Annotated in this window: 23 protein-coding genes and 2 tRNA genes; 4 read left to right on the top strand and 21 right to left on the bottom strand. The window is 61.0% G+C overall.

Annotated elements, in window-relative coordinates:
• Positions 1-168 precede the first annotated feature (168 nt).
• Positions 169-1,440: a PucR family transcriptional regulator gene (locus tag IE079_RS17905; protein WP_189578291.1), complete on the bottom strand. Its 1,272-nt coding sequence runs from the start codon at positions 1,438-1,440 to the stop codon at positions 169-171.
• Positions 1,441-1,577: 137 nt separating this feature from the next.
• Between IE079_RS17905 and IE079_RS17900 the strand changes: the two genes are divergently transcribed.
• The 3 genes from IE079_RS17900 to IE079_RS17890 are packed head-to-tail and all read left to right on the top strand — an operon-like array spanning position 1,578 to position 4,857.
• Entirely contained in the window at positions 1,578-3,113 is a 1,536-nt protein-coding gene (locus tag IE079_RS17900; protein WP_189578289.1) for a flavin-containing monooxygenase, read from the top strand.
• On the top strand, positions 3,110-4,030 hold the full coding sequence (locus IE079_RS17895; protein WP_189578287.1) for an alpha/beta fold hydrolase: 921 nt from the start codon (positions 3,110-3,112) through the stop codon (positions 4,028-4,030). Before IE079_RS17900 ends, IE079_RS17895 begins: the two co-directional genes overlap by 4 nt.
• A complete protein-coding gene (locus IE079_RS17890) occupies positions 4,027-4,857 on the top strand; it encodes an SDR family NAD(P)-dependent oxidoreductase (protein WP_189578285.1) in 831 nt (276 codons plus the stop codon). Before IE079_RS17895 ends, IE079_RS17890 begins: the two co-directional genes overlap by 4 nt.
• Before the next feature lie 22 nt (positions 4,858-4,879).
• Here IE079_RS17890 and IE079_RS17885 read toward each other — a convergent pair whose 3' ends face one another.
• From IE079_RS17885 to IE079_RS17855, 7 genes are all read right to left on the bottom strand, one after another.
• Positions 4,880-5,887 (bottom strand): NAD-dependent epimerase, encoded by a 1,008-nt coding sequence (locus IE079_RS17885; RefSeq protein ID WP_189578283.1) that lies wholly within the window; start codon positions 5,885-5,887, stop codon positions 4,880-4,882.
• Positions 5,888-5,966: 79 nt separating this feature from the next.
• Positions 5,967-6,701 carry a TIGR04219 family outer membrane beta-barrel protein gene (locus IE079_RS17880; RefSeq protein ID WP_189578281.1) on the bottom strand — a complete coding sequence of 245 codons (735 nt, stop codon included), beginning with the start codon at positions 6,699-6,701 and terminating at the stop codon, positions 5,967-5,969.
• A gap of 99 nt (positions 6,702-6,800) precedes the next feature.
• Positions 6,801-7,517, bottom strand: coding sequence for a phosphoribosylaminoimidazolesuccinocarboxamide synthase (gene purC, locus IE079_RS17875; protein ID WP_189578279.1), 717 nt, complete (start codon positions 7,515-7,517; stop codon positions 6,801-6,803).
• A gap of 79 nt (positions 7,518-7,596) precedes the next feature.
• Positions 7,597-8,688 carry an NlpB/DapX family lipoprotein gene (locus IE079_RS17870; RefSeq protein ID WP_189578277.1) on the bottom strand — a complete coding sequence of 364 codons (1,092 nt, stop codon included), beginning with the start codon at positions 8,686-8,688 and terminating at the stop codon, positions 7,597-7,599.
• Positions 8,689-9,567 carry a 4-hydroxy-tetrahydrodipicolinate synthase gene (gene dapA / locus IE079_RS17865; RefSeq protein WP_189578275.1) on the bottom strand — a complete coding sequence of 293 codons (879 nt, stop codon included), beginning with the start codon at positions 9,565-9,567 and terminating at the stop codon, positions 8,689-8,691.
• A 264-nt stretch (positions 9,568-9,831) separates the two neighbouring features.
• Positions 9,832-10,905 (bottom strand): AI-2E family transporter, encoded by a 1,074-nt coding sequence (locus tag IE079_RS17860; RefSeq protein ID WP_189578273.1) that lies wholly within the window; start codon positions 10,903-10,905, stop codon positions 9,832-9,834.
• An 8-nt stretch (positions 10,906-10,913) separates the two neighbouring features.
• Positions 10,914-11,147 (bottom strand): sulfurtransferase TusA family protein, encoded by a 234-nt coding sequence (locus IE079_RS17855; RefSeq protein WP_189578271.1) that lies wholly within the window; start codon positions 11,145-11,147, stop codon positions 10,914-10,916.
• 116 nt (positions 11,148-11,263) lie between these two features.
• Here IE079_RS17855 and IE079_RS17850 point away from each other — a divergent pair, with 116 nt between their 5' ends.
• Positions 11,264-12,742: a M48 family metalloprotease gene (locus tag IE079_RS17850; RefSeq protein WP_189578268.1), complete on the top strand. Its 1,479-nt coding sequence runs from the start codon at positions 11,264-11,266 to the stop codon at positions 12,740-12,742.
• A 32-nt stretch (positions 12,743-12,774) separates the two neighbouring features.
• On the opposite strand, the gene nadA is transcribed toward IE079_RS17850, so the two are convergent.
• From nadA to ruvC, 13 genes are all read right to left on the bottom strand, one after another.
• Positions 12,775-13,836 (bottom strand): quinolinate synthase NadA, encoded by a 1,062-nt coding sequence (gene nadA, locus IE079_RS17845; RefSeq protein ID WP_189578361.1) that lies wholly within the window; start codon positions 13,834-13,836, stop codon positions 12,775-12,777.
• A gap of 195 nt (positions 13,837-14,031) precedes the next feature.
• Positions 14,032-14,107: transfer RNA gene (locus IE079_RS17840), tRNA-Lys, on the bottom strand.
• A 42-nt stretch (positions 14,108-14,149) separates the two neighbouring features.
• Positions 14,150-14,225 (bottom strand) — tRNA-Lys (locus IE079_RS17835).
• A 47-nt stretch (positions 14,226-14,272) separates the two neighbouring features.
• Positions 14,273-15,040 carry a tol-pal system protein YbgF gene (gene ybgF, locus IE079_RS17830; protein ID WP_189578266.1) on the bottom strand — a complete coding sequence of 256 codons (768 nt, stop codon included), beginning with the start codon at positions 15,038-15,040 and terminating at the stop codon, positions 14,273-14,275.
• 32 nt (positions 15,041-15,072) lie between these two features.
• Positions 15,073-15,642, bottom strand: a complete 570-nt coding sequence (pal, locus tag IE079_RS17825; RefSeq protein ID WP_189578264.1) for a peptidoglycan-associated lipoprotein Pal — start codon at positions 15,640-15,642, stop codon at positions 15,073-15,075.
• Between the two features lie 67 nt (positions 15,643-15,709).
• Positions 15,710-17,044: a Tol-Pal system beta propeller repeat protein TolB gene (tolB, locus tag IE079_RS17820; RefSeq protein ID WP_189578262.1), complete on the bottom strand. Its 1,335-nt coding sequence runs from the start codon at positions 17,042-17,044 to the stop codon at positions 15,710-15,712.
• Between the two features lie 53 nt (positions 17,045-17,097).
• On the bottom strand, positions 17,098-18,150 hold the full coding sequence (gene tolA / locus IE079_RS17815; protein ID WP_227712591.1) for a cell envelope integrity protein TolA: 1,053 nt from the start codon (positions 18,148-18,150) through the stop codon (positions 17,098-17,100).
• A 3-nt stretch (positions 18,151-18,153) separates the two neighbouring features.
• A complete protein-coding gene (gene tolR, locus IE079_RS17810) occupies positions 18,154-18,606 on the bottom strand; it encodes a protein TolR (RefSeq protein ID WP_189578260.1) in 453 nt (150 codons plus the stop codon).
• Positions 18,607-18,632: 26 nt separating this feature from the next.
• A complete protein-coding gene (tolQ, locus tag IE079_RS17805) occupies positions 18,633-19,322 on the bottom strand; it encodes a protein TolQ (RefSeq protein WP_189578258.1) in 690 nt (229 codons plus the stop codon).
• Positions 19,323-19,342: 20 nt separating this feature from the next.
• Positions 19,343-19,798 carry a YbgC/FadM family acyl-CoA thioesterase gene (locus IE079_RS17800; RefSeq protein ID WP_189578256.1) on the bottom strand — a complete coding sequence of 152 codons (456 nt, stop codon included), beginning with the start codon at positions 19,796-19,798 and terminating at the stop codon, positions 19,343-19,345.
• A complete protein-coding gene (ruvB, locus tag IE079_RS17795) occupies positions 19,782-20,819 on the bottom strand; it encodes a Holliday junction branch migration DNA helicase RuvB (RefSeq protein WP_189578254.1) in 1,038 nt (345 codons plus the stop codon). The genes IE079_RS17800 and ruvB overlap by 17 nt, the downstream gene beginning before the upstream one ends.
• A gap of 233 nt (positions 20,820-21,052) precedes the next feature.
• On the bottom strand, positions 21,053-21,682 hold the full coding sequence (gene ruvA / locus IE079_RS17790; RefSeq protein WP_189578252.1) for a Holliday junction branch migration protein RuvA: 630 nt from the start codon (positions 21,680-21,682) through the stop codon (positions 21,053-21,055).
• A gap of 60 nt (positions 21,683-21,742) precedes the next feature.
• Complete coding sequence (gene ruvC, locus IE079_RS17785) at positions 21,743-22,300, bottom strand: crossover junction endodeoxyribonuclease RuvC (RefSeq protein ID WP_189578250.1); 558 nt, start codon at positions 22,298-22,300, stop codon at positions 21,743-21,745.
• Positions 22,301-22,318 lie beyond the last annotated feature (18 nt).

Below are 22,318 nucleotides of genomic sequence, written 5' to 3'. Positions count from 1 at the left end.
CGGTCGGGCGCCCCGCTCCAGTCTGGATCGGGTAGCGCCTCCTTATCCAGTGTATGCATCACACCTTTGACAATATCCTCCCTACCGGCGAATGGGTCGAGTCTCCGGCGTACCTACAGGACAAATCAACGTTTCGGTATCAGGCTGCCTGTTGCAGGTCGCCCACAATCAACCGGCGGGAGGTCGTTTCTGTCCGTTGCTCCAGGTAAGCAGTTCGAGCGCAGCGCCGACATGTATGCGGTTCTCGGCCAGCGGCCGTGGCAGTAGTTCCTCGGCCCGGGCCAGTCTGCGTAACAGGGTATTACGATGAGTGTGCAGTTGCCTGGTGGCCTGGGCGGCGTTGCAGCCGTGACAAAGGTATGTGAGCAACGCCTGCTGTAGCTCGGCACCGGCTAAAACCAGATCACCCAGGGTATGAGAGACGAACTGACGGGTTGCTTCCGGGTCTTCGGACATGAGTGACACCAGGCGAATCTGGTCGAAGCTGATGATCCGGCTTTTCGGGCGCAGCCGGCCGAACACCCGCTGCGTGGTCGCCGCTTCCAGATGAGATCGGCGAAAGCCGTCGAGGCCGGAACCGTGGGAACCGACTGTCACGAACACACCGGACAGGCTGGCCAGGTACTGATCCATCCGAGGCAGATCGACAGGCACTTTGGCGTGGCACCAGACCCATAGGGTCGCCGAGTTGGCGGCGATAGTGAGTACCTCGCTGGTACCTGCGTAGCGGGCGAATGCCCCGGCCACGCTTTCCAGCCGTGAAAGTTCAACGTTCGGGTCCTCACACCAGATGATCGCCGCCAGATGGGGCTGGTCCACCGCGTATTTCAGCTGGACGTTGAGCCGCTGCACGCTGGCCAGATCGCCCTCCAGTACACGGCTGATCAGTTCCCGGCGGTCCACCTGGCTGCTGCGAATCAGTTTCTCCCGCTCATCGTGCATGATAGCTGCTACACCCTCCATATTGGCCTCCACGAACGCATTTATCGAGCGGGATGACAGTTCCAGCAGTTGCCGCAACTGGTCGGGGTCGCCGGTCAGTTCGAAGGCCACCTTCATCCACAGGTTCCACGCTGCATTCTGGGCCGCCTGCGCCGCGGAAAACATCAGCTCGGGCACGCCATGGCGCACCAGTTCCCTGGCATTACTTTTCATATCCTCGGAAATGTAGGGTGGTACCGGCGCCCCCGGTTTTTCCACATTCGCCAGTGCCCAGTGGGTTAGGCTACCCCGGTTGGCGCGCCTGGTGGCGGCCGCCAGTACCGGGTCTTCGGCGACGGCTACGGGAGAGTCTGTCCTCATGCTGGCATTGTCGATCTTGTTGAGCCATTCCACCGGCGAACTTAGCACCCGCTCCGCGCCCTGCCGGAGCAGTTCAAGCACAGCCGGGGAGACATCCGCTGACAGGTTTTCCGATCTTGGGGAGGCGCCAGCATTCATGGCAGAGGGTTCACTCCTGGAAAAGGATTAAAGTGCACAATAATAAACCCAATATGGTGTCAAGTGTACCTTGTTGCCGGCACGGCGAGTCCATAGGATGGAATCGGGCCCTTTGACAAGAGCAGCGAGGAATCGTTATGGCCGGAAAACAACAACAAGAAAATGCAGAGCACACTGATGTCCTGATTATCGGTGCGGGCCTGTCGGGCATTGGTGTTGCCCGCTACCTGCAGGAAGAGGTGCCTGATGCCTCCTACACCATCCTGGAGTCCCGGGCCGCCAGCGGAGGTACCTGGGATCTGTTCCGCTATCCCGGCATCCGGTCGGACTCGGACCTGCACACCTTTGGCTATGAATTCAAACCCTGGGTGGACGACAAGGCCATTGCCGGTGCGGGCCCGATTCTTGATTACCTGCGAGAGACCGCTGCCGAAAACGGCATTGATCGGCATATCCGCTACCGGTATCGGGTTGTCAGTGCCGACTGGTCCTCCGAAGAGGCTCGATGGCATGTGGAGGCAGAATCCGGAGACGGTGGCGAGTGCCACCACTTTGTCTGCAAATGGCTGTTTTCCGCCGCCGGCTATTACCGCTACGACGAGGGCTATGCCCCGACCTTTGCGGGCAGCGAACGCTTCCGGGGAGACATCATCCACCCCCAGCACTGGCCCGAGGACCTGGACTATACCGGCAAGCGGGTACTGGTCATTGGCAGCGGCGCAACGGCGATTACCCTGGTACCGGCCATGGCGGAAAAGGCCGGCCACGTCACCATGTTGCAACGCACCCCCAGCTACGTGATGAGCCTGCCCTCCGAAGACGCCATTGCCAGGCTGCTTGCCAGGATACTGCCGGCGGACAAAGCTTACGCCGCCACCCGTGGCAAGAACATCACCATGTCCCGCAATATCTGGCGCTTCTGCCAGAAACACCCGAAAGCGGCCAGGCGCCTTATCCGCTGGCTCAACAAGCGGTCGCTGCCCAAAGGCTATCCGGTGGACGAACACTTCAACCCGCCCTACAACCCCTGGGACCAGCGCCTGTGCGTGGTACCGGATGGTGACCTGTTCAAGGCCATATCCCGGGGGAAGGCTTCCATCGTTACCGACCACATCGACACCTTCACCGAACAGGGTGTACGGCTGAAGTCCGGCGAAGAACTCGAGGCGGATATCATCATCACCGCCACCGGGCTTAACCTGCAGTTGTTCGGGGGTATCCGCCTGTCCAGAGATGGCGAGGACGTCGATCTGTCACGTACCGTAGCCTTCAAAGGCATGATGCTCAGCGGACTACCGAATTTCGCGTTCGCCATCGGCTACACCAATGCCTCCTGGACCCTGAAGGTGGGTCTGGTTGCCGAGCACCTGTGCCGGTTGCTCAATCACATGACGCAGCACGGCTACGACATCTGTTGCCCGGAACTGCCCTCCCCCGATATGCCGACCCGCCCGCTGCTGGATTTCGACGCGGGCTACGTACAGCGATCCCTCGATAGCCTGCCGAGGCAGGGTGAGCATGCGCCCTGGCTGATGCCCATGGACTATCGGGTGGATTCCAGGGTTTTGCGCCAGGGCCCGGTGACCGATCCCGCCCTGAAATTCTCGCTGGCCGGGTCCACTGACAAGGGCCGGACGGCGAAATCGAACATCACTGAAGAGGTAAATTCATGAATGCGCTTTTCCGGCTTCGGGGCGAGGACCGTTTCTGCGAGCTGTCCCATGGCCTGCGTCTGTGTTACCGGGAATATGGTCACCCGAACGATGAACCCATGTTGCTGGTCGCCGGCCTGGGACTGCAGCTGACCTCCTGGCCGGCAACCATGGTCGAGCACCTGACCGCCGAAGGTTACAGGGTGGTGGTGTTCGACAACCGTGACGTGGGTCGGTCTTCCATGCATGAGGGGCAGCCACCTGGCGTGATGCGCCAGCTTTTCAGGGTGCCTGCCCCTGACGGCTACGATATTGCCGACATGGCCCGTGACGCTCTCGGCCTGCTGGATCATCTGAACATTGAAAAGAGCCATGTCGTCGGCATGTCCATGGGTGGCATGATCGCCCAGACCATGGCTGCGCTGGAGCCCCGGCGCCTGTTGTCGCTGACCTCGATCTTCTCAACCACCGGCAACAGGCGGGTCGGCCAGCCGGCCATGTCCTCGGTCATAAAGCTGGTGGGCCCGCCGGCCCGTACCCGTGAGGACCATGTGAGTCGTCACCTGGCCATGATGCGGCACATCGGCCCGACGGCGTACCCCCTGTGCGAAGAGACCCATGGGGCTTATGCCGCCGAGGGCTGGGACCGGGGTCACGGCGAACACGCTCATAAAGGGGTGGCGCGTCAGATCGGCGCCATCGCCAGGACCGGTGACCGCACCCCTCAGCTGAAGACGATCCGTACGCCCACCCTGGTCGTTCACGGGGACAGGGATCTGATGGTGGCTCCCAGCGGTGGCCAGGCCACGGCCAGGGCTATCAAAAACGCCCGGCTGGTTACCATTCCCGGCATGGGGCACTCCTTCCCCGAGCCGGTCATACCGGAACTGGCCGGCGCCATCGTTGCTCATGCGCGGCAGGCCGGAGGCGTGTCATGAAACAGTTTACCGATAAGGTTGTGGTAATTACCGGCGCCGGTTCCGGCATGGGCCGCGGCTACGCCCTGGCGTTTGCGCGGCTGGGCGCGAAACTGGCGCTGAACGACTACGACCGCGAGGGCCTCGAGGAAACCGGCACATTGGTCCGGGCACTTTCCGACAAGGCATTGCTGACCGATGTGTTCGACGTGGGCAGCCGGGGACATATGTACGATTTCGCCACAAGGGTGAAAGCGGAAATGGGCAACGCCAGCGTGATCATCAACAACGCCGGCGTTTCCGGGGAAGGCCTGCCGACATGGGGGCTCAGTGACGACTCCTATGAGCGGGTCATGCAGATCAACTTCTTTGGCGTGCTCTACGGCACCCGCGCCTTCCTGCCGCAGTTACTGGCCAGCGATGAAGGCGCGGTGGTCAATGTTTCCAGCATCTTCGGGCTGGTGGGCACGCCCAACTCCTCCGATTACTGCGCCTCGAAGTTTGCGGTGCGCGGGTTCACGGAATCCTTGATGGTGGAGCTGGAGGAATCACCGATCTCGGTTCATCTGGTTCACCCCGGCGGGATCCGGACCAACATTGCCAAGGGTGCGGTGAAAGGCGAGGAGTTTGCAGACAAGTACCTGAAGACCGAGCCGGACGACATCGTGGAACAGGTTATCCGCTGTATCCGCTCCGGTAAGCAGCGGCTGGTCTACGGGCACCAGGCCCGGCGAATCTGGCTGGCGTCCTGGGCCATGTCGCTGGAGAAGCGCAACCGGCTGCTGTTCCGGGAGATGCAGGACATGATGGATCCCGAGCACTACAGCATACTCCGCCCGGGCGCCTGAACTGCCGGTACCGGGCCGATAATCAGACCTTGTAGAAGTCCCGGTACCACGCGACGAAACGGGCCAGGCCATCCTCCAGCGAGGTCTCGGGCCGGTAGCCCACGTCGTTGATCAGTGAGTCCACATCGGCGTAGGTGGCCTCCACATCGCCGGGTTGCATGGGCAGATAATTCTTCTCTGCAGTGCGCCCGGTTTCCTGCTCGATGATTTCGATGAAACGGGCCAGCTCCGCCGGGTTGTTGCTGCCAATATTATACAGCCGGTAAGGCGCCCTGCTGGACGCGGCATCCGGTTCCAGTCCGCTCCAGTCCGGATTGGGCTGGGCCACATGGTCCAGTGAACGAACCACACCTTCGACAATATCGTCGATATAGGTGAAATCCCGCTTGTGTTGCCCGTAATTGAAGACGTCGATTGGCTCCCCGGCGAGAATCTTGCGGGTAAAGATAAACGGCGCCATGTCAGGCCGGCCCCAGGGACCGTATACGGTGAAGAAACGAAGGCCGGTGGTGGGCAACCGGTACAGATGGCTGTAGGTGTGGGCCATCAGCTCGTTGGCTTTTTTCGACGCCGCGTACAGGCTGACCGGATGGTCCACGTTGTCCTGCACGGAAAACGGCATGGTCTCGTTGGCACCGTAGACCGAGCTGCTGGAGGCATACACCAGGTGTTCTATCCGGTTGTAGCGACACCCTTCCAGGACATTCATGAACCCCACCAGGTTGCTGTCCACATAGGCATGGGGGTTCTCGATGGAGTAGCGCACCCCGGCCTGGGCTGCCATGTGGGCCACCCGTTGCGGCTGGTACTGCCGGAAAAGCGCTTCCATGGCGTCGCGGTCGGCGATGTCCTGACGTGCTTCGGTGAAGCCCCGGTAATCGCGAAGCCCGTCAAGCCGGGCTTCCTTCAGGTTGGTATCGTAATAGTCGTTGACGTTATCGACACCGATAACCTCGTCGCCCCGCTGCAATAGCCGGCGCGCAAGATGGAATCCGATAAACCCGGCGGTGCCGGTAACAAGCAGTTTCAAGTCTCTGTCCCTGTCGTCTGAGCGCGGCGAGTGTCCGCCCGCTGTTCCGGTTGTCTGACCGGAGCAGCGGGCTTCTCAATCAGAAGCTGAAGCCAACACTGGCGAATGGCCCGCCGACATCGATATCCAGGCGCTCGTCACCGTCTTCATAATCAACGGCCATTTCCCGGTAACCCGCCCGTAGCTGAACGCCGGCGAAAACATACTGACCGTAGATATCATAATCATACACGGAGTCGCCATCGTAACTGATGATATTGCCGGTAATGCCGGCGGATACGCCGGTCAGCGGCAAGTCAAAGCGACCGGCGGCATAGAGCATGGGCAGAACGGCGCTGACCTCCGTGCGGCTGACGGGATAGAGGCCTGTGGTGTCGGTCACTTCCAGCTCCGCGTCCAGGTCACGGGCGGTCAGGCCCAGGTCCAGATTGACCCAGTTGTCGAGCACTTCGTAATAGAGGGTCAGGTCGGTCTGGCGCCAATCGAGGCTGGAATCCACCGGCACACCGCCAGGAATGCTGTCGAAACCGGTACCCAGTTCGCCACTGCCGCTCTGGTCAATGTGCAGATAACTGAGGCGGACATTGGGCAACAACGGAATCGGGTGCTCGAGGTAAGCGGAGAGATTCGCCTCGGTGTTGTTGCTGAGATCCAGGTCATTCTCCACGTTCACCCGGTCGCTGCCCTTGGCCGCCTTGCCGGAAAGATCGGAATCCCAGTAACCGATACTGGCACCAAAGCCCAGGACATCGGCGTGGGCAACCGGCATGGCGACCAGGGCCGATACAACCAGTGCTGACTTGAGGGTTTTCATGGCATTCTCCCGGCTGGCGATTGCGTTGGCCAGCTGTTTGCAAAAGTGAGATCAACAGACCGATTGCCAGCGTGGTGGGCCGAAAGTGGCCCATGCTGTTCAATCGTCGAAATGGATACCGAGGCGCCGCCCGACCTCTTCGTAGGTTTCGATGACGTCACCAAGCCCCTGGCGGAAACGGTCCTTGTCCATCTTCTTGCGGGTCTCGCGATCCCAGATGCGGCAGCCGTCGGGGCTGAACTCGTCACCCAGCACGATACGCCCTTCGCAACGACCGAACTCCAGCTTGTAGTCCACCAGCAGCATGCCGGCGTCGGCAAACAGGGTCTTGAGGACACTGTTCACTTCATAGGTCAACCGCTTCATCTCGTCCAGCTCGTCCTGGTTTGCCCAGCCGAAGGTGACCGCCAGTGATTCGTTGACCATGGGGTCGTGCAGTTCGTCATTCTTGAGGAACAGTTCGTAGGTCGGCGGATTCAGGTCCTGCCCTTCTTCCACCCCGAGACGACGGCACAGACTGCCCGCCGACACGTTACGGACGACGCATTCCACGGGAATCATCTCGAGTTTTCTGACCAGGGATTCCGTCGGCGACAGTAACTGGTCGAAATGAGTGGGCACACCGGCCGCTTCCAGCTTTTCCATAACAAAGGCATTGAAGCGGTTATTCACCATGCCCTTGCGGTTGAGCTGTTCCTTTTTCTCCCCGTCAAACGCCGAGGTGTCGTCCCGGAACACCAGCACGAAGCGATCGGGGTTATCAGTGGTAAAAACGGACTTGGCCTTGCCGGCATAGAGTTCGTTGCGTTTTTCCATATCAGTCTCCGGTGACCAGCACCCTGCCAGGCTGGCCACACCATGGTTCATTCCGCCCGGTGTTCAGCCGGGGCGGCGATCAATAAAGGTATTGGTAGAGCCGGGACAGCACGGACCGGGAGTAGTTACCGCCATTATAGCCGTCTGCCCGGTCGGCGGTGACAGTGACCTTGCCATCATCTTCCACCAGCTCAATGCGGTTGGTGGCAACCGGTTCCACCTCGTCGCCGGCAAACCAGCTGGTAAACCAGTTGCGTTGACGGTCATCCGCGGGGCGCCCGTCCACCAGGAAATAACCGGCGCTCTGGTCCAGGTCCAGGATGGGGATGTTCTCGTCCTCGAAGACCCGCCGCACTTCGGTCCAGGCGCGGTCATAGGGCAGCTCGATAACCACCGCCTGTTCCTGCCCGGCGTCAGCCTGACGCATGGTGACACGAGGCTCGCTGGTCATGGCCAGAGCGGCGCGGGAATAGGAGCGGTTGTCTTCCTGCTCCTGCAGGAACCGCGACAGGTCACGGAGCAGTTCTTCCTCCAGCACCTGGTCCATGGGCTCGTCCTGCCAGGACAGCAGGCGCCCGGGCGCTTCCGTCACCAGCCTCGGGCGAAGCTGGATTTCCGTGGTCTTGCGTCGCACACCCGGGGCCAGGCGCGCCTGCACCAGAGTCAGCGGCTCGTTGGCCTCGGCTTCGTCCAGACCCACCAGCTCGCGGGCGCGGCGGCTGTAATTGACGATCTCACTCTGCATCATGCCCAGCTGCGTGCTATCCGATGCCACACCCAGACCGGTCCGGGTCATCCAGGCCGCCACCGCGGGCCAGATTCGCCCGGGCACGTCATTTACCAGCAGCCAGGACTGATCGCCCACCGACTCGATGACATAGTTCTCATCAAGAATCTCGGAGGTCAGATCCGGTGGCCGGGGCACCTGGTTGGCCATGGTCCCGCTGCCGCTGACCGGGCGGATGGGGTAAGCGGCCCGTTGCCGTGGCAAGGGTTCGCCGTCGACGCCATGCAGGGGGTCGGCCTGCTCGGCCGTGGCATAGTTGTCGGACCTGTCCTGGATCAGGCCGCAGCCACTGGCCAACAAGCCGGCCGCCACAAGCGACAGGAGTGAACGAACCCGGGGCAAATGACGGGAACAAGACATCACGTTATGGTTACTGTCGGTCATTCAGAGTACGCCTGCCGCATTCAGTGCTTCTTCAACCTCACCGTGGAACTTCTCGCTGAGGGGCGTCAGGGGTAACCGGATACCCGTGTCCATCATGCCCATGCGTTGCAGGGCCCACTTGACAGGAATCGGGTTGGCCTCGAGGAACAGCTTACGGTTGAGCGGCTCGAGGATCTGGTTCAGGCGCTCGGTTTCCGATTCATTACCTGCGATCGCGGCTTCACAGAGCTGGGACATCAGCCTGGGAGCGACATTGGCGGTCACCGACACGTTGCCCTTGCCGCCAGCCAGCATGAGCCCTGCTGCGGTGGCGTCATCACCGGAATAGACCGCCAGGCGGCCCTCGACGGCCTTTATCAGCTCCGCGCCCCGGGGAATATTGCCGGTGGCGTCCTTGATGGCCACGATGTTGGGGATGTCCGCCAGACGCTCGACAGTCTCATTGAGCATGTCGCAAGCCGTTCGGCCCGGCACGTTATAGAGCACCTGATTGACGTTGGGCACCGACTCCGCAATGGTCTTGAAGTGGCGGTAGAGGCCTTCCTGGGTCGGCTTGTTGTAGTACGGCACCACCAGCAGGCAGGCATCCGCGCCAAGCTTTGCCGCCTCCGACGTGAGGGCTATCGCCTCATGGGTGGAGTTACCCCCGGTGCCGGCGATCACCGGAATCCTGCCCGCTGTCCGTTTGATGATCTGCCCGATCACCTTGAGATGTTCCTCGGGGGTCAGGGTTGCTGACTCGCCAGTGGTGCCGACGGCGACAATACCGTGGGTACCGTTATCAAGGTGAAAGTCCACCAGTGCATCCAGCTGCTCCCAGTGAATGCTGCCATCCGGGTGCATGGGCGTCACCAGCGCGACGAGGCTACCAGTAATCATAAGGACTCCGTGCAGATAAAACGGTTATGGTAATCTTGGGTGTCAACCGACACAAGGGAAACAAGGGAGAACCCATGGCAAAGCCGGAACTCGACCAACCCGTTCACGATTTCGAAACGCCTGTCACCGGGGACCAGACCATCCGCCTGTCCGATTTCGGGGGACAGAAGCACGAGATGATCAACTTTTAACCGCAAGATAACACCCCGGGATGCACCACCCAAGGCCAGGATTTCCGGGCACCTCAGCAGCGGAACGGCAAGATTACTCTGCGAGCTCCTCGGGACTGCCGGGCCTCACCGGCCACGCTGAAAATACGGCCTTGACCATCGTCGCCAGCGGAATGGCAAAGAACACGCCCCACAACCCCCAGATGCCACCAAAGAACAGCACAGCAACAATGATCACCACCGGATGCAGGTTGTTCACCTCGGAAAACAGCAATGGCACCAGCACATTGCCGTCCAGGGCCTGGATAATGCCATAGGCCACCATCACCCAGATGAAGTGCGAGCCCCAGCCGAAGGCGAACAGGGCAATCATCGCCACCGGCACGGTAACCACGGCTGCGCCGATGTAGGGAATCACCACACTCAGCCCGACCAGCATCGAAAGCAGCGCTGCATAAGGCACGCCGAGAAGCTTGAAGGTCACGAAGGTGACACCGCCGACAATCAGGATCTCCACCGCCTTGCCGCGGACATAGTTGGCGCACTGCTGATTCACCTCCTGCCAGATCTGGCTCATCATCGGCCGCTGGCTAGGCAACAGGCGAGCGATGGACCGGAGTATCAGACGACGATCCTTGAGCAGGAAAAACACCAGGATGGGCACCAGCACCACATAGATAAGCAGGCCCACCAGGTCCGGAATACTGCTCAGAGAGAAGGACACCAGCCACTGGGTCACGTTGCCTGCTTCGGCGGTTACCTGATGGTAGAAGTCGTTCACCGCGTTCATGGAAATCAGATTGGGGTATTGCTCCGGCAGCAGCTCCAGGTAGCTGCGCATTTCCCGGAAGATTCGCGGAGCCTCGGTAGCCAGGGACGCCAGCTGGGCCCAGATCAGCGGCAATAGCCCGAACAGGAAGCCTGCCAGGGTGCCCAGAAACACCACAAAGCCACCGATAATGGACACCAGTTCAGGCAGCCCCAGTTGGGTCAGGCGCGCCACCAGACCCTGGAGGATAAAGGCGATAATGACCGAGGCAATCACCGGCGCCAGCATGGCGCCAAAGAAGATGATGGTCAGAACACCGGCCAGCAACAGCAGGAACAGGACGACAGCTTCGTCGTCCGAGAAATACTTGTGGGCGAGACCACGTAAAATTCGCACCATCGGGGAACTTACTCCTGCTTACCGACACGAATGACAAAGCGGAAACGACCCTGGTGCTCGTCGCTGGCGACCAGTTCGTGCGCGGTATGGGCCAGCCAGGCAGGAATATCCCGTGCCGAACCGGCGTCGCTGGCCAGCACTTCGAGCTCCTGGCCCGCGGTCATGGTGCCAAGCTGCAACTTGGCTTTCAGCAATGGCATCGGGCATCGCAGCCCGGTAGCATCAAGGGTATTATCGACCATAGGTTGTTTCTGACAGTCTCGCGCTGGTGAACGGGTCACTATTATGCCCATGGAGCCGGCGACTTGCATTGTTTCCTGTGCCCGCATTATTTCATCTGGAGTGTATCAGCCAAGGTATGACTTTCGATTCGACCATTAACCCCTGCCCGCCACGACGATACGTGGCATTGGTCATGACCCTGGTCATGTTCTTCGCACCCTTGTTGAGCGGCTTCGCCCGGGCCCAGGAAAGAGACCTGCCGGCCATTGGCGGACTTGGCGGCGGCCTGCTGTCCGACCAGATGGAAACCGAGATTGGCCAGCAGGTGATGAGTTCCATCCGCCGGTCCGCCAGCCAGATCCACGATCCGCTGGTGAACGAATACCTGACCTCGCTTGTTTACCAACTGGTGCCCTACACCCCACTAAGTAACCGGGAACTTACCATCGTGGTGATCGACGACCCCGGCATTAACGCCTTTGCGGTACCCGGGAACATCGTCGGCGTCAACGGTGGCCTGTTCCTGAACGCCAGGACCGAACAGCAGTTCGGCTCGGTCATGGCCCACGAACTGGCCCATCTGAGCCAGCGCCATTTCGCCCGGCGCCTGGAACAGCAGGAGCGTTCGGCCCCCCTGACCGCGGCGGGCATTATTGCCGGTATCGTGCTGGCTGCGGTTACCGGTTCCGACGCTGGCCTGGCCGCCATCATGGGCACCCAGGCCATGAGCGTGCAGAACATGCTGGCCTACAGCCGCTCCCATGAACAGGAAGCGGACCGGGTCGGCATGGAAATCATGGCGGATGCCGGGCTCAACCCCAGGGGAATGCCAGAAATGTTCGAGACCATGATGCGGCAGAGCCGTCTGCAGGGGAATCGGGTCCCCGAATACCTGTCGACACACCCCCTGACCCAGTCACGGGTTTCCGACACCCGCAGCCGCGCTGACCAGTATCAGGGTGTTTCTGATAGCGACAGCCTGGAGTACCACCTGGTGCGCGCCCGCCTGCAGGTCCGTTTCGCCCGTAACAGGGGCGAAGTCATTGACGCCTTCACGGCCTATCTTGACAAGCCGGACTCAGGGCGCAAGGAAGCCGCCCGTTACGGGCTGGCGGTTGCCCAGCTGGCCAACGAAAACGCCGGTCGCGCCCGGGAGATTCTCGAACAATTGCTTGCGGGCAACCCCAACCGCATCACCTACCAGGTCACCCTGGCGGAAACACTGCAGGCCCAGGGCAAACTGGAACAGGCCCGGGAACTGATGCAAAAGGCCCTGCGCCGCAACCCCGGCAACTACCCGATCACCGACCGGCTGGCGCACATAGAAACCCAGGCAGGAAACGGCAGCCAGGCCGCGGATTACCTGAGAACCCTCACCCGTGAACATCCCCATCGGGAAGAGCTATGGCTGCGACTGGCGGAAGCAGAAGGTATGGCCAGGAACATCGTTGGAGTGCACCGGGCACGGGCGGAATACGATCTGCTGATGGGCGACCTGGAGGCCGCCCAGCGTCAGCTGCGCCAGGCCCAGGAGCGGGCACCGGCCAGCACACCCCTGAGGCAGGTTATCTCGGAACGACTGGCGGAAGTCAGCCGTCGCCTGAGCCGCTCATGAGGCACCCCGACCGGATAACAACTGGCATCACGTCAGGCGTTGCCGGCCGCCTTCAGATTCATTTTGGAGGTGAAATCCAGCATGCGCCGCAAGGGCTTTAACGCCTCTTCGCGCAAGCTATCATCCACATGGACTTCCTGATCGCCCTGTTGCAGTACACGCAACAGGTTTTCCAGTCCGTTCATGGCCATCCACGGGCAGTGGGCACAACTGCGGCAGGTGGCGCCGTTTCCGGCCGTGGGCGCCTCGATCAGGGTCTTGTTCGGGGCCAGTTGCTGCATCTTGTAGAAGATGCCGTTGTCAGTGGCCACAATGAAACGCTCGTTGGGCATGGACTGCACCGCATGAATCAGCTGTGAGGTCGAGCCCACCACGTCGGCCATGTCCACCACCTGCTCCGGTGATTCCGGGTGCACCAGCACGGCGGCATCCGGGTACAGGGCTTTAAGATCCTCCAGCCCCTGGTACTTGAATTCCTCGTGCACAATGCAGGAGCCATCCCACATCAGCATGTCGGCACCGGTGGCACGCTCGATGTAACCACCCAGATGCTTGTCCGGTGCCCACAGGATCTTTTCGCCCCGGGCGTCAAGGTGTTCCACGATAGCCGGCGCGCAACTGGAGGTGACCACCCAGTCTGCCCTCGCCTTCACAGCGGCAGAGGTATTGGCATAAACCACCACGGTGCGGTCCGGATGCTGATCGCAGAAGGCGGCAAACTCGTCGGCCGGGCAGCCGATATCCAGTGAACAGGTCGCTTCCAGGGTTGGCATCAGCACGCGCTTCTCCGGGTTGAGGATCTTCGCGGTTTCCCCCATGAAGCGAACGCCCGCAACCACGACCGTGGAGGCCGGATGTTCGTTGCCGAAACGGGCCATTTCCAGGGAATCGGCGACACAGCCACCGGTCTCCTCGGCCAGCCGCTGAATATCCGGATCGGTGTAGTAGTGAGCGACGAGCACCGCATCCTGCTCCTGCAGTGCGTCACGAATGCGCGATTCCAGCTCGGCCTTTTCCTCAGCACTGAGAGGTTTTGGCTCTGCCTTGTGGGCAAGGTGCTCCTGAACCAGGATACGATCTTCAGCTCGTGTCATCATTCGCTTCTCTGTTGCTACTCCAGAATACCGGCAGTATAACATCCCGCCGGGTCGCCGCTTTCCGGTCATATCGGTGTCACCGACAGCCTGCATTATAGAAAGCCTGCTCCATACCTGATTGTGGGGTTTTTCAGGCAAAAAAAAAGAGCCCTGAGGCTCTTTATTACGGCAGACTGCATCAGCCTGTCTGATTGGTGGGTCGTGAAGGATTCGAACCTTCGACCAATTGGTTAAAAGCCAACTGCTCTACCAACTGAGCTAACGACCCGTAACCGGGATCAAACCAGCCTTCCTTGCCAGCTTTCAAATTTGGTGGGTCGTGAAGGATTCGAACCTTCGACCAATTGGTTAAAAGCCAACTGCTCTACCAACTGAGCTAACGACCCAAACGAGGCGCATATAGTACGGATTTTTTGTGGTTGATCAACCCCTTTTAACCCGCCCCGAGATATTTTTTTGCCAGATTGGCCGCCTGGCTGGCGCCGTACTGATTCACCACTCGTTCCATATAGCGCTCGGCCTGATCCTTTTCGCCCATGCGGTCATGAACCACCCCCAGCTTGTACAGCGCATCCGGCGCCTTACGATGGTCCTGGAACCGGGTCGCCACGATGGTGAATGCCTGCTTGGCCTGTTCCAGCTGCGGCTTGACCAGGTAGACCTCACCCAGCCAGTAATAGGCATTGACCGTCAGATCGCCTTCGGGGTATTCATTGATAAACTCGTAGAGTTCCCCGATCGCCTCGTCATAGGCCTTGTCCTGCTGGATCAGGGTCTGTATCCGCTCGTAGGTTTCCCGCTCCTCTGCCGAGGGCTGTCGGTACTCCTGGCTCACGGTTTGTGGCTGCGGCCGCTCGCTGGAGGCCGCTGCGGTCGAACTGCCTGATCCGCCGGTGCCGGAACCACGCTGTTGCTGCTGTTCCGACAGCTCCATGAGTCGCTGATCCAGATCGATATAGCGCTCACGTGACTGACGCGTCAGCCGATCCAGTTGATGTCGCTGTTCCTCCACCTCGCCACGCAGGCTACGAACCTCCTGCTGAAGACGTTCAATCATGAAAAACAGTTCGGCATTGCCTTGATTACCGGCCGATTGCCGGCGGGCCTCCGACTGATTGTTCTGGTACGCGGGCGTGGAAGATTGCGCCAGGGCACCGGCGGAAACCGCCAGCGCCACTGTCGCCACGAGAAGCTTTCTCATGGGTACACCTATTTGTCAGTTACCGCTTGAGTTTAGCGGAAGATCAGTTCCACCCGACGGTTCTGGGCCCAGGCACTCTCGTTAGAGCCCATGGCTGCCGGCTTTTCCTCACCATAGCTTACGGTTTCGATCTGGCCGCGATCAGCACCGTTGACCACCAGGAATCGCTGGACCGCGTTGGCACGGCGCTCACCCAGAGCCAGGTTGTACTCCTTTGTGCCACGCTCATCGGTGTGACCTTCCAGGCGCACGTCGACGTCCGGATTGTTGGCCAGGTAACGGGCGTGGGCCGCCAGTACGTCACGGGATTCCGCCTTGATCTGGGCCGTGTCGAAATCAAAGTAGAAGGTGGTAATACGGCGCATGGCAGCATCGTCGCCGCTGGCACCCTGCTCCGCCTGGTCACGACGCTGCTCATCCCTCAGTTCGTCGGAGGAGATACCACCGTCACCGTCACCACCGTAGACGGAGGCACCGCCGTCCTGGTCCACCGCGCTCATTTCTTCGTCGGTCATGGGTTCGTCCCCGGTGGTGCTACAGCCGGCGACCAGCCCCAGCGAGAGCACAAGGGCAAATGCGGATTGCTTCATCATGGTGTTCATAGAACGTCCTTCTGGTTTGGTTTCTGTTTTCCTGTGTTCAGCGAACCCGGTCTCTCTCCACTAGCCCTCAACGGAGGACCGGAGACCAGGCCGGATCACGCACATCCCCATTGGCCGCAGGCAGCGTATACGCTGCCCCACCGTTGGTGGAGATCACGGTCAACACATTGTCATTACCCTGGCGGGTCGCGTAGATCAGCATCCGCCCGTTGGGGGCGATGCTCGGGGATTCGTCCGAACCGGTACGGGTCAGCACCTGCTCATCGCCGGAGTCCAGCTCGGTGCGGGCAATGTGAAAGCCGCTGTCACGCTGATGAACGTAATAGATGTATTCCCCATCCGGACTGAATCGTGGCCGGGCGTTATAGCGGCTGCCAAAGGTCACCCGGCGGGGCGACGCACGCTCGCTGTCCTTGATGTAGATTTGCGGTCCGCCGGAGCGATCCGATGTGAAAGCAAGGCCATCTCCGTCGGGGTGCCACTCGCCCTCGGTATCAATGCCCCAATGATCCGTCAGCCTTGTCAGCGAACGGGAGTCCAGGTCAAGGCGGTAGATTTCGGCGTTGCCCGAACGGGACAGGGTCACCAGCAGGGAGCGGCCATCGGGAGACCAGTCGGGGGCGGAGTTCAGCCCGGGGTAGGACGCCACCACGGTTCGCTTGCCGGTGGCCAGTTCGTGCACAAAGATCTCTGGCCTGCCACTTTCGAACGACACATAGGCCAGCTGCTTGCCATCCGGCGACCAGGCCGGTGACATGATGGGTTCACGGCTCTCCAGCCTGACGCTGGCGCGGCGGCCATCCACATCGCTGATCTGAAGACGGTAGCGGGGGCTGCCCTCGTGCTCGTCCAGGGTGACATAGGCAAGCCGGGTCGAGAACACGCCCGGCTCCCCGGTCAGGGCCTCGTATACCTTGTCGCTGATATGGTGTGCCAGGGTGCGCAGGTTGTTTACCGACGTGGTGGAGGTTTCCCCCAGCATCCGTTGTTCGCTGTTTACATCAAACAGTTCGTACCGTGCCCGGACCCGGTCACCCTCGCGGGTGACGTTACCCACCAGCAGGTACCGCTGCCCCAGCATCCGCCAGTCCCGGAAAAACACATCGTCGCCACTGGAGGGCAGGCTCAGCATTCGCTCTGCCGACAAGGGGGTGAATTCCCCGGTCATTTCCAGGTTGTTGCGCACAATGGTGCTGATATCGTCGCCCGCCGGCAGGTCACCGGATTCAGCGAAAGGCACCACCGCGACGGGTACGGCTTCACCCGTGCCCTTGGTAACACGGATCATCAGCTCTGCATTGGCGGTGGTCGCCAGCATAAGTGCGGCCACCAACAGGACCAGTGCCACCGGCCCGTATTGCCTCGTACGCCCGCTTGCCGGCGCCTGATTGGTTGCTGTCATTCTGGCCTCACCATTCTTTCTGGGGTTTGCGGTTAAAATTCCTGCAAAGCGACTCAGATCTCCGGTTCAAACTGAATCGTGAACTGCCTGAAGTAGCGCTCGAACGTATCCCGGCTGTCGGGAACCGGGTACTCACGAATCGCCCGGGCGGCGCTGACGGCGGAGTTATCAAAAGCCCGGTTACCGCTACTTTCGACGACATCCACCGACTGAAGTTCACCGTTGGGCAGCAAGGTCAGCCGCAACACCACGCTCATGCCCTCCCGCGCCGACGATGGCGGGTACCACTGATTCTCGATGGCCTGACCGATCAGTGAGACGTAGCGGGCCCTTTCATTCTGCATCTCGGTTTCCCGCGCCCGGGCCGCAGCGGCCTGTTCGCGACGGCGCTGTTCCGCCAATCTTGCCTCCTCGGCTTCCCGGGCCATCTGCTCAAGCTGCTGCTCCCGCTGTTGCCGTGCCCGTTCCTGGCGCTGACGTTCGGCCTCCTCCTGGCGACGGCGTTCCTCCTCCTGACGCTGGCGTTCCTCCTCCTGGCGGCGACGCTCCTCTTCCTCGCGGCGCTGCTGTTCCTGCCGCTGGCGCTCCTCTTCCGCCTTGCGTTCAGCTTCCTCGCGGGCCTTGCGTTCTTCCTCGGCCTGGCGACGGGCCCGTTCTTCGGCCTCTGCTTCGGCGCGTTCCCGGGCAGCCTCTTCCTCCCTTGCCTGGCGCTCACGCTCCTCTGCCGCCGCTTGCTGTTCACGGCGTTGTTGCTCAAGGCGCTCCTGTTCCTCGCGCTCGGCCTCTTCCCGGCGCTGGCGCTCCTGCTCCTGCTCGAGTCGCCGCTGTTCCTCTTCCTGCTGCTCGCGTTGCTCTTCCTCCACCGGCGCTGGCTCATCAGGCTCAGGTTGCGGGGGTGGTGCGGTGGTTTCCTCGGGTGGCACGGCCTCAGGCGAGACCAGCCGGGCCGAGATACTGGGCTCCGGAGGCTCTTCCAGGGGCGTTATCCACTGCCAGCTCATCAGGGTGATAACCACAATGACGCCATGGAGTACCAGTGAAAGCAACACTGGCGACGTCCATCCCGGGCGCATGTCCTTACGTTCTTCGGCTCGTGGATCCGTCACAAGTCAACCACCCGCGTCGTCCAGGTCTTCAGCCTCGGTAATCAGGCCCACGTTGGTGGCACCCGCCTGCTGCAATACTGACATCAGTCGCACCACCTTGCCGTACTGCACGTTGTCATCGCCACGCACCAGCACCTCACGGTTGGTACGTTCCGCCATGATCTTGCCGACCATTTCCTGTACCTGCCCCAGCGGCATGGGGTCACTGCCCTCATCCCCCACCTGCAGATAATAGGCGCCATTGGCGTCGACCGAGACCACCACTGACTCGGTGTCCTTCTCGGCCTGGATCGGGTCCGAGGTGGTCTCTGGCAGTTCCACCTTGACGCCCTGGGTCAGCATGGGCGCCGTCACCATGAAAATCACCAGCAACACCAGCATCACGTCAATGTAGGGTACGACGTTGATCTCCGCCATGGGCTTGCGGCGAACCGTCTGCATCATTCCGCCTTTCATTGCATCCTCTCCCGTCGCTCGCGCGATCAGCCCTGGCTGCCGCCGTCACCATGCACCCGACGATGCAGGATGCTGGAGAATTCCTCGGCAAAGGTCTCGTAGTTCTTCAGCAGGGCATCGGATCTGGCAGCGAAACGGTTGTAGGCGATCACCGCCGGAATGGCCGCAAAAAGGCCCATCGCCGTCGCAATCAGCGCTTCGGAAATACCTGGCGCGACCGTGGCCAGCGTCGCCTGCTGCGCGGTTGCCAAACCCCGGAATGAGTTCATGATGCCCCAGACGGTGCCAAACAGGCCGACATAGGGACTGGTGGAACCCACCGTTGCCAGAAAGGGCAGGTGCGCCTCCAGGCGCTCCTGCTCCCGGGAAAAGGCGACCCGCATGGCACGCTGAACGCCGTCCATGACGGCGTCCGGGTCCCGGCTCTGCTGCCGCAGACGGGAAAACTCACGGAAGCCGGCGCGGAATACGGATTCCATCCCGGAATAGGGTGTCGGGTTGGCATTGACCTCCCGGTAGAGCTGACCAAGGTCCATGCCTGACCAGAACTGTTCCTCAAAGTTCAGTTGCGCGCGCCTGGCCTTGCGGAAAGCCTGGACTCGCTGGAAGATCAGCGCCCAGGAAATCACCGATGCCAGCGCCAGCAGCAGCATGACCATCTGGACCAACGGGCCTGCCTGGGCGATTAGGTGCCATACGGAAAGTTCTGAATCCACCGTTTACTCCTGATGTCGTTCTAGGATGTCTTTGTTGCCAGCTGCTGTTTCAGCAGCTGGTTCAGGTCTTCCGGCAACCGCCTGGGGCGCCCGGAATCCAGTGCAATGCAGGCGACCCTGACGGTTGCACTGGCCAGTTCCCGGCCACTGTCCTTGCGGCTTACCCGCTGATCGAACTCCATCCATACGCGACCGGCGGCCACCAGATCCGCCGTTACCAGCAGTTCGTCATCCAGGTAGCCCGGAGCCGCATAGTGAATGGTAATTTTCTGCACAACGTAGCTGATATTGTCGCTGAGCCCCGCCCGTAGCCCGACACCACGGCTGCGTACCCACTCGGTACGGGCCCGCTCCATATAGTGCAGGTACTTGGCATGAAAGATAATACCTCCGGCATCGGTATCTTCGATATAGACTCGTACCGGCAGGGTGAAGGCGGATGAAGTCTGGTCGGCGTCGTTACTGCTGTCCGTCAAGGAGATCCTCCTGCCGTGATGACCGGGGCGTGGCACCAAAATGGAGATAGGCGCTATTGGTCACCATACGCCCCCTTGGCGTGCGGACCATGAACCCCTGCTGTATCAGGAAGGGTTCCAGCACGTCCTCTATGGTACCTCGTTCTTCACTGATGGCCGCAGCCAGACTGTCGACCCCCACCGGACCACCATCGAACTTTTCGATCATCGCCAGCAGCAACCGGCGGTCCATGTGATCGAAGCCTTCGTTATCCACTTTCAGCATGTTGAGGGCCAGGTCGGCCACCTCGACGGTAATCGCCCCATCGGCTTTCACTTCCGCATAGTCCCGCACCCGCCGCAGCAGGCGGTTGGCGATCCGCGGGGTACCCCGGGAGCGCCGGGCAATTTCGAAAGCACCGGCATCGTCTATGGATACCTGCGACAGTAGCGCAGACCGCAGGATGATCGAGGTCAGGTCCCGGGTATTGTAGAACTCCAGCCGTTGCACGATACCGAAGCGATCCCGCAGGGGTGAAGTCAGCAGCCCCGCGCGGGTCGTCGCCCCGACCAGGGTAAAAGGCGGCAGGTCCAGTTTGATGGAGCGGGCGGCCGGGCCCTCCCCGATCATGATATCGAGCTGGTAATCCTCCATCGCCGGATAGAGCACTTCCTCCACCGCCGCGTTGAGACGATGAATCTCGTCGATAAACAGCACATCACCGTGCTCGAGATTGGTCAGCAGCGCCGCCAGATCCCCGGCCTTTTCCAGCACCGGACCGGAGGTGGTCTTGATAGCCACGCCCATTTCGTTGGCAATGATATTGGCGAGGGTGGTCTTGCCCAGACCCGGCGGGCCAAAGATCAGGGTGTGGTCCAGCGCTTCACTGCGGGCCCTGGCGGCAGAGATGAAGATTTCCATCTGCTCGCGGACCGTGGGCTGGCCCACATAGTCTTCCAGGCGGTGGGGCCGTATGGCCCGGTCGTAGACCTCTTCCTGGAGACCGGCCTGGGGAGAAATCAGTCGATCAGATTCAATCATGTAAGGACTCGTTACAGGTTTTCACCATCATACCTGTGTTCGAATGATTAGTGTGCCCTGACCGGCATTTGCGGAGTCCATCGGCAATGCCCTGCCCTCAATAGCCTTTGGCAGGCACCTCCGGTCACCCCTTCAACCCGGACACATTGTACGGTCAGTAGTATGCCTGTCACGTTACGCTCTTTACACATTCCTGCGTATTATCAGGCTCGAAGGGCCCCGGCAAGCAGGTATTAGCGGGTGGGAATCATGGCCTTGAGCGCATGCCGGATCAGGTCTTCCCGGCTCATGCCCTCTTCCGCGACACGATTGATGGCCTTGCTGGCTTCCTGGGGCTTGTACCCCAGGGCGATCAATGCGGCTTCCGCCTCTTCCGGAGCATCTGGCTGCCTCGGGGGCTGCCTGGAGGTATCGCCTGGTTTCACGGCGCCTTCATGGTGGGGAACAAACTGACCTTCCAGTTGACCAATACGGTCCCCCATGTCAATCAGCAGCCGCTCGGCGGTTTTCTTGCCCACACCCGGCAGCTTCACCAGGGCGCTGGCGTCCCGCTGTTCCACACAACGGATGAACTGATCGGCGTCCAGACCGGAAAGGATGCCCACCGCCAGCCGCGGCCCTACGCCGTTGACCTTGATCAGCAACCGGAACAAATCCCGGTCCAGGCGGTTGGCAAAGCCGAACAGGCTTTGGGCGTCTTCCCGTACGGCGAAGTGCGTGTGCAGCACCACTTCCTGACCGGTTTCCGGCAGATGGAAAAAGGTGGTGTAGGGAATGTCCACTTCGTAGCCAAGGCCCCCTGCCTCCACCAGAAGATGGCCGGGCTGTTTTTCTATCAGGATACCGCGCAGTCGTCCGATCACCGGGTCTGCCTCCGTTTGAGTGTTGCTGGACGTTCGAGTGTTATTGGAACAGCGGGAAGATTAACGCATCCGGCCGCCACGGACACGCCCCCTGGCGGTCGCCCGGGACGTTGACACTGACTGCCCGGCAGCCCCGGACAACCGCGCCACGCTCTGGCTCATATGGGCATGGCACAGGGCGATAGCGAGGGCATCGGCGGCATCCTCCTGGGGCCTGCGGGACAGCTGGAGGATGGCCTGCACCATGTGCTGGACCTGGGACTTGTCGGCGCCGCCCTTACCCACCACGGCCTGCTTGACCTGGCGGGCCGAGTACTCATGTACCGCCAAGCCGGAATTGGCCGCACTGACAATGGCCACGCCCCTGGCCTGACCAAGCTTGAGGGCCGAATCCGGATTCCGGGCCATGAACACCTGCTCGATGGCAAATTCGTCCGGACGGAATTCGGCAATCAGGGTTGCCAGACTCTGGAAGATAATCTGCAGCCGCTCGGCCATGGGGCGCTCACCGACCCGGATACAGCCGCTGTCCAGGTAGTCGGTAGTGCGACCGCCGGTGCGGATAATGCCGTACCCGGTGGTACGGGACCCGGGGTCGACACCCAGGATTATCGCCATCAGGCCCAGCTCCCGTGC

Source organism: Marinobacter zhanjiangensis, from assembly GCF_014651935.1.
Lineage (GTDB): Bacteria > Pseudomonadota > Gammaproteobacteria > Pseudomonadales > Oleiphilaceae > Marinobacter > Marinobacter zhanjiangensis.
Note: the sequence above shows the minus strand (reverse complement) of the source record. Positions and strands in the feature narration are given on the sequence as shown.

What these genes read in the sequence shown, in the direction of transcription:
- pal (WP_189578264.1), bottom strand. Translation starts at nt 15,642, where the DNA reads ATGAACACCATGATGAAGCAATCCGCATTTGCCCTTGTGCTCTCGCTG.
- ruvB (WP_189578254.1), bottom strand. Translation starts at nt 20,819, where the DNA reads ATGATTGAATCTGATCGACTGATTTCTCCCCAGGCCGGTCTCCAGGAA.
- IE079_RS17905 (WP_189578291.1), bottom strand. Translation starts at nt 1,440, where the DNA reads ATGAATGCTGGCGCCTCCCCAAGATCGGAAAACCTGTCAGCGGATGTC.
- nadA (WP_189578361.1), bottom strand. Translation starts at nt 13,836, where the DNA reads ATGACACGAGCTGAAGATCGTATCCTGGTTCAGGAGCACCTTGCCCAC.
- IE079_RS17880 (WP_189578281.1), bottom strand. Translation starts at nt 6,701, where the DNA reads ATGAAAACCCTCAAGTCAGCACTGGTTGTATCGGCCCTGGTCGCCATG.
- IE079_RS17850 (WP_189578268.1), top strand. Translation starts at nt 11,264, where the DNA reads ATGACTTTCGATTCGACCATTAACCCCTGCCCGCCACGACGATACGTG.
- IE079_RS17890 (WP_189578285.1), top strand. Translation starts at nt 4,027, where the DNA reads ATGAAACAGTTTACCGATAAGGTTGTGGTAATTACCGGCGCCGGTTCC.
- tolR (WP_189578260.1), bottom strand. Translation starts at nt 18,606, where the DNA reads ATGAAAGGCGGAATGATGCAGACGGTTCGCCGCAAGCCCATGGCGGAG.
- purC (WP_189578279.1), bottom strand. Translation starts at nt 7,517, where the DNA reads ATGGAAAAACGCAACGAACTCTATGCCGGCAAGGCCAAGTCCGTTTTT.
- IE079_RS17855 (WP_189578271.1), bottom strand. Translation starts at nt 11,147, where the DNA reads ATGGTCGATAATACCCTTGATGCTACCGGGCTGCGATGCCCGATGCCA.
- ruvC (WP_189578250.1), bottom strand. Translation starts at nt 22,300, where the DNA reads ATGGCGATAATCCTGGGTGTCGACCCCGGGTCCCGTACCACCGGGTAC.
- IE079_RS17895 (WP_189578287.1), top strand. Translation starts at nt 3,110, where the DNA reads ATGAATGCGCTTTTCCGGCTTCGGGGCGAGGACCGTTTCTGCGAGCTG.
- IE079_RS17860 (WP_189578273.1), bottom strand. Translation starts at nt 10,905, where the DNA reads ATGGTGCGAATTTTACGTGGTCTCGCCCACAAGTATTTCTCGGACGAC.
- IE079_RS17900 (WP_189578289.1), top strand. Translation starts at nt 1,578, where the DNA reads ATGGCCGGAAAACAACAACAAGAAAATGCAGAGCACACTGATGTCCTG.
- dapA (WP_189578275.1), bottom strand. Translation starts at nt 9,567, where the DNA reads ATGATTACTGGTAGCCTCGTCGCGCTGGTGACGCCCATGCACCCGGAT.
- IE079_RS17870 (WP_189578277.1), bottom strand. Translation starts at nt 8,688, where the DNA reads ATGACCGACAGTAACCATAACGTGATGTCTTGTTCCCGTCATTTGCCC.
- ybgF (WP_189578266.1), bottom strand. Translation starts at nt 15,040, where the DNA reads ATGAGAAAGCTTCTCGTGGCGACAGTGGCGCTGGCGGTTTCCGCCGGT.
- tolB (WP_189578262.1), bottom strand. Translation starts at nt 17,044, where the DNA reads ATGACAGCAACCAATCAGGCGCCGGCAAGCGGGCGTACGAGGCAATAC.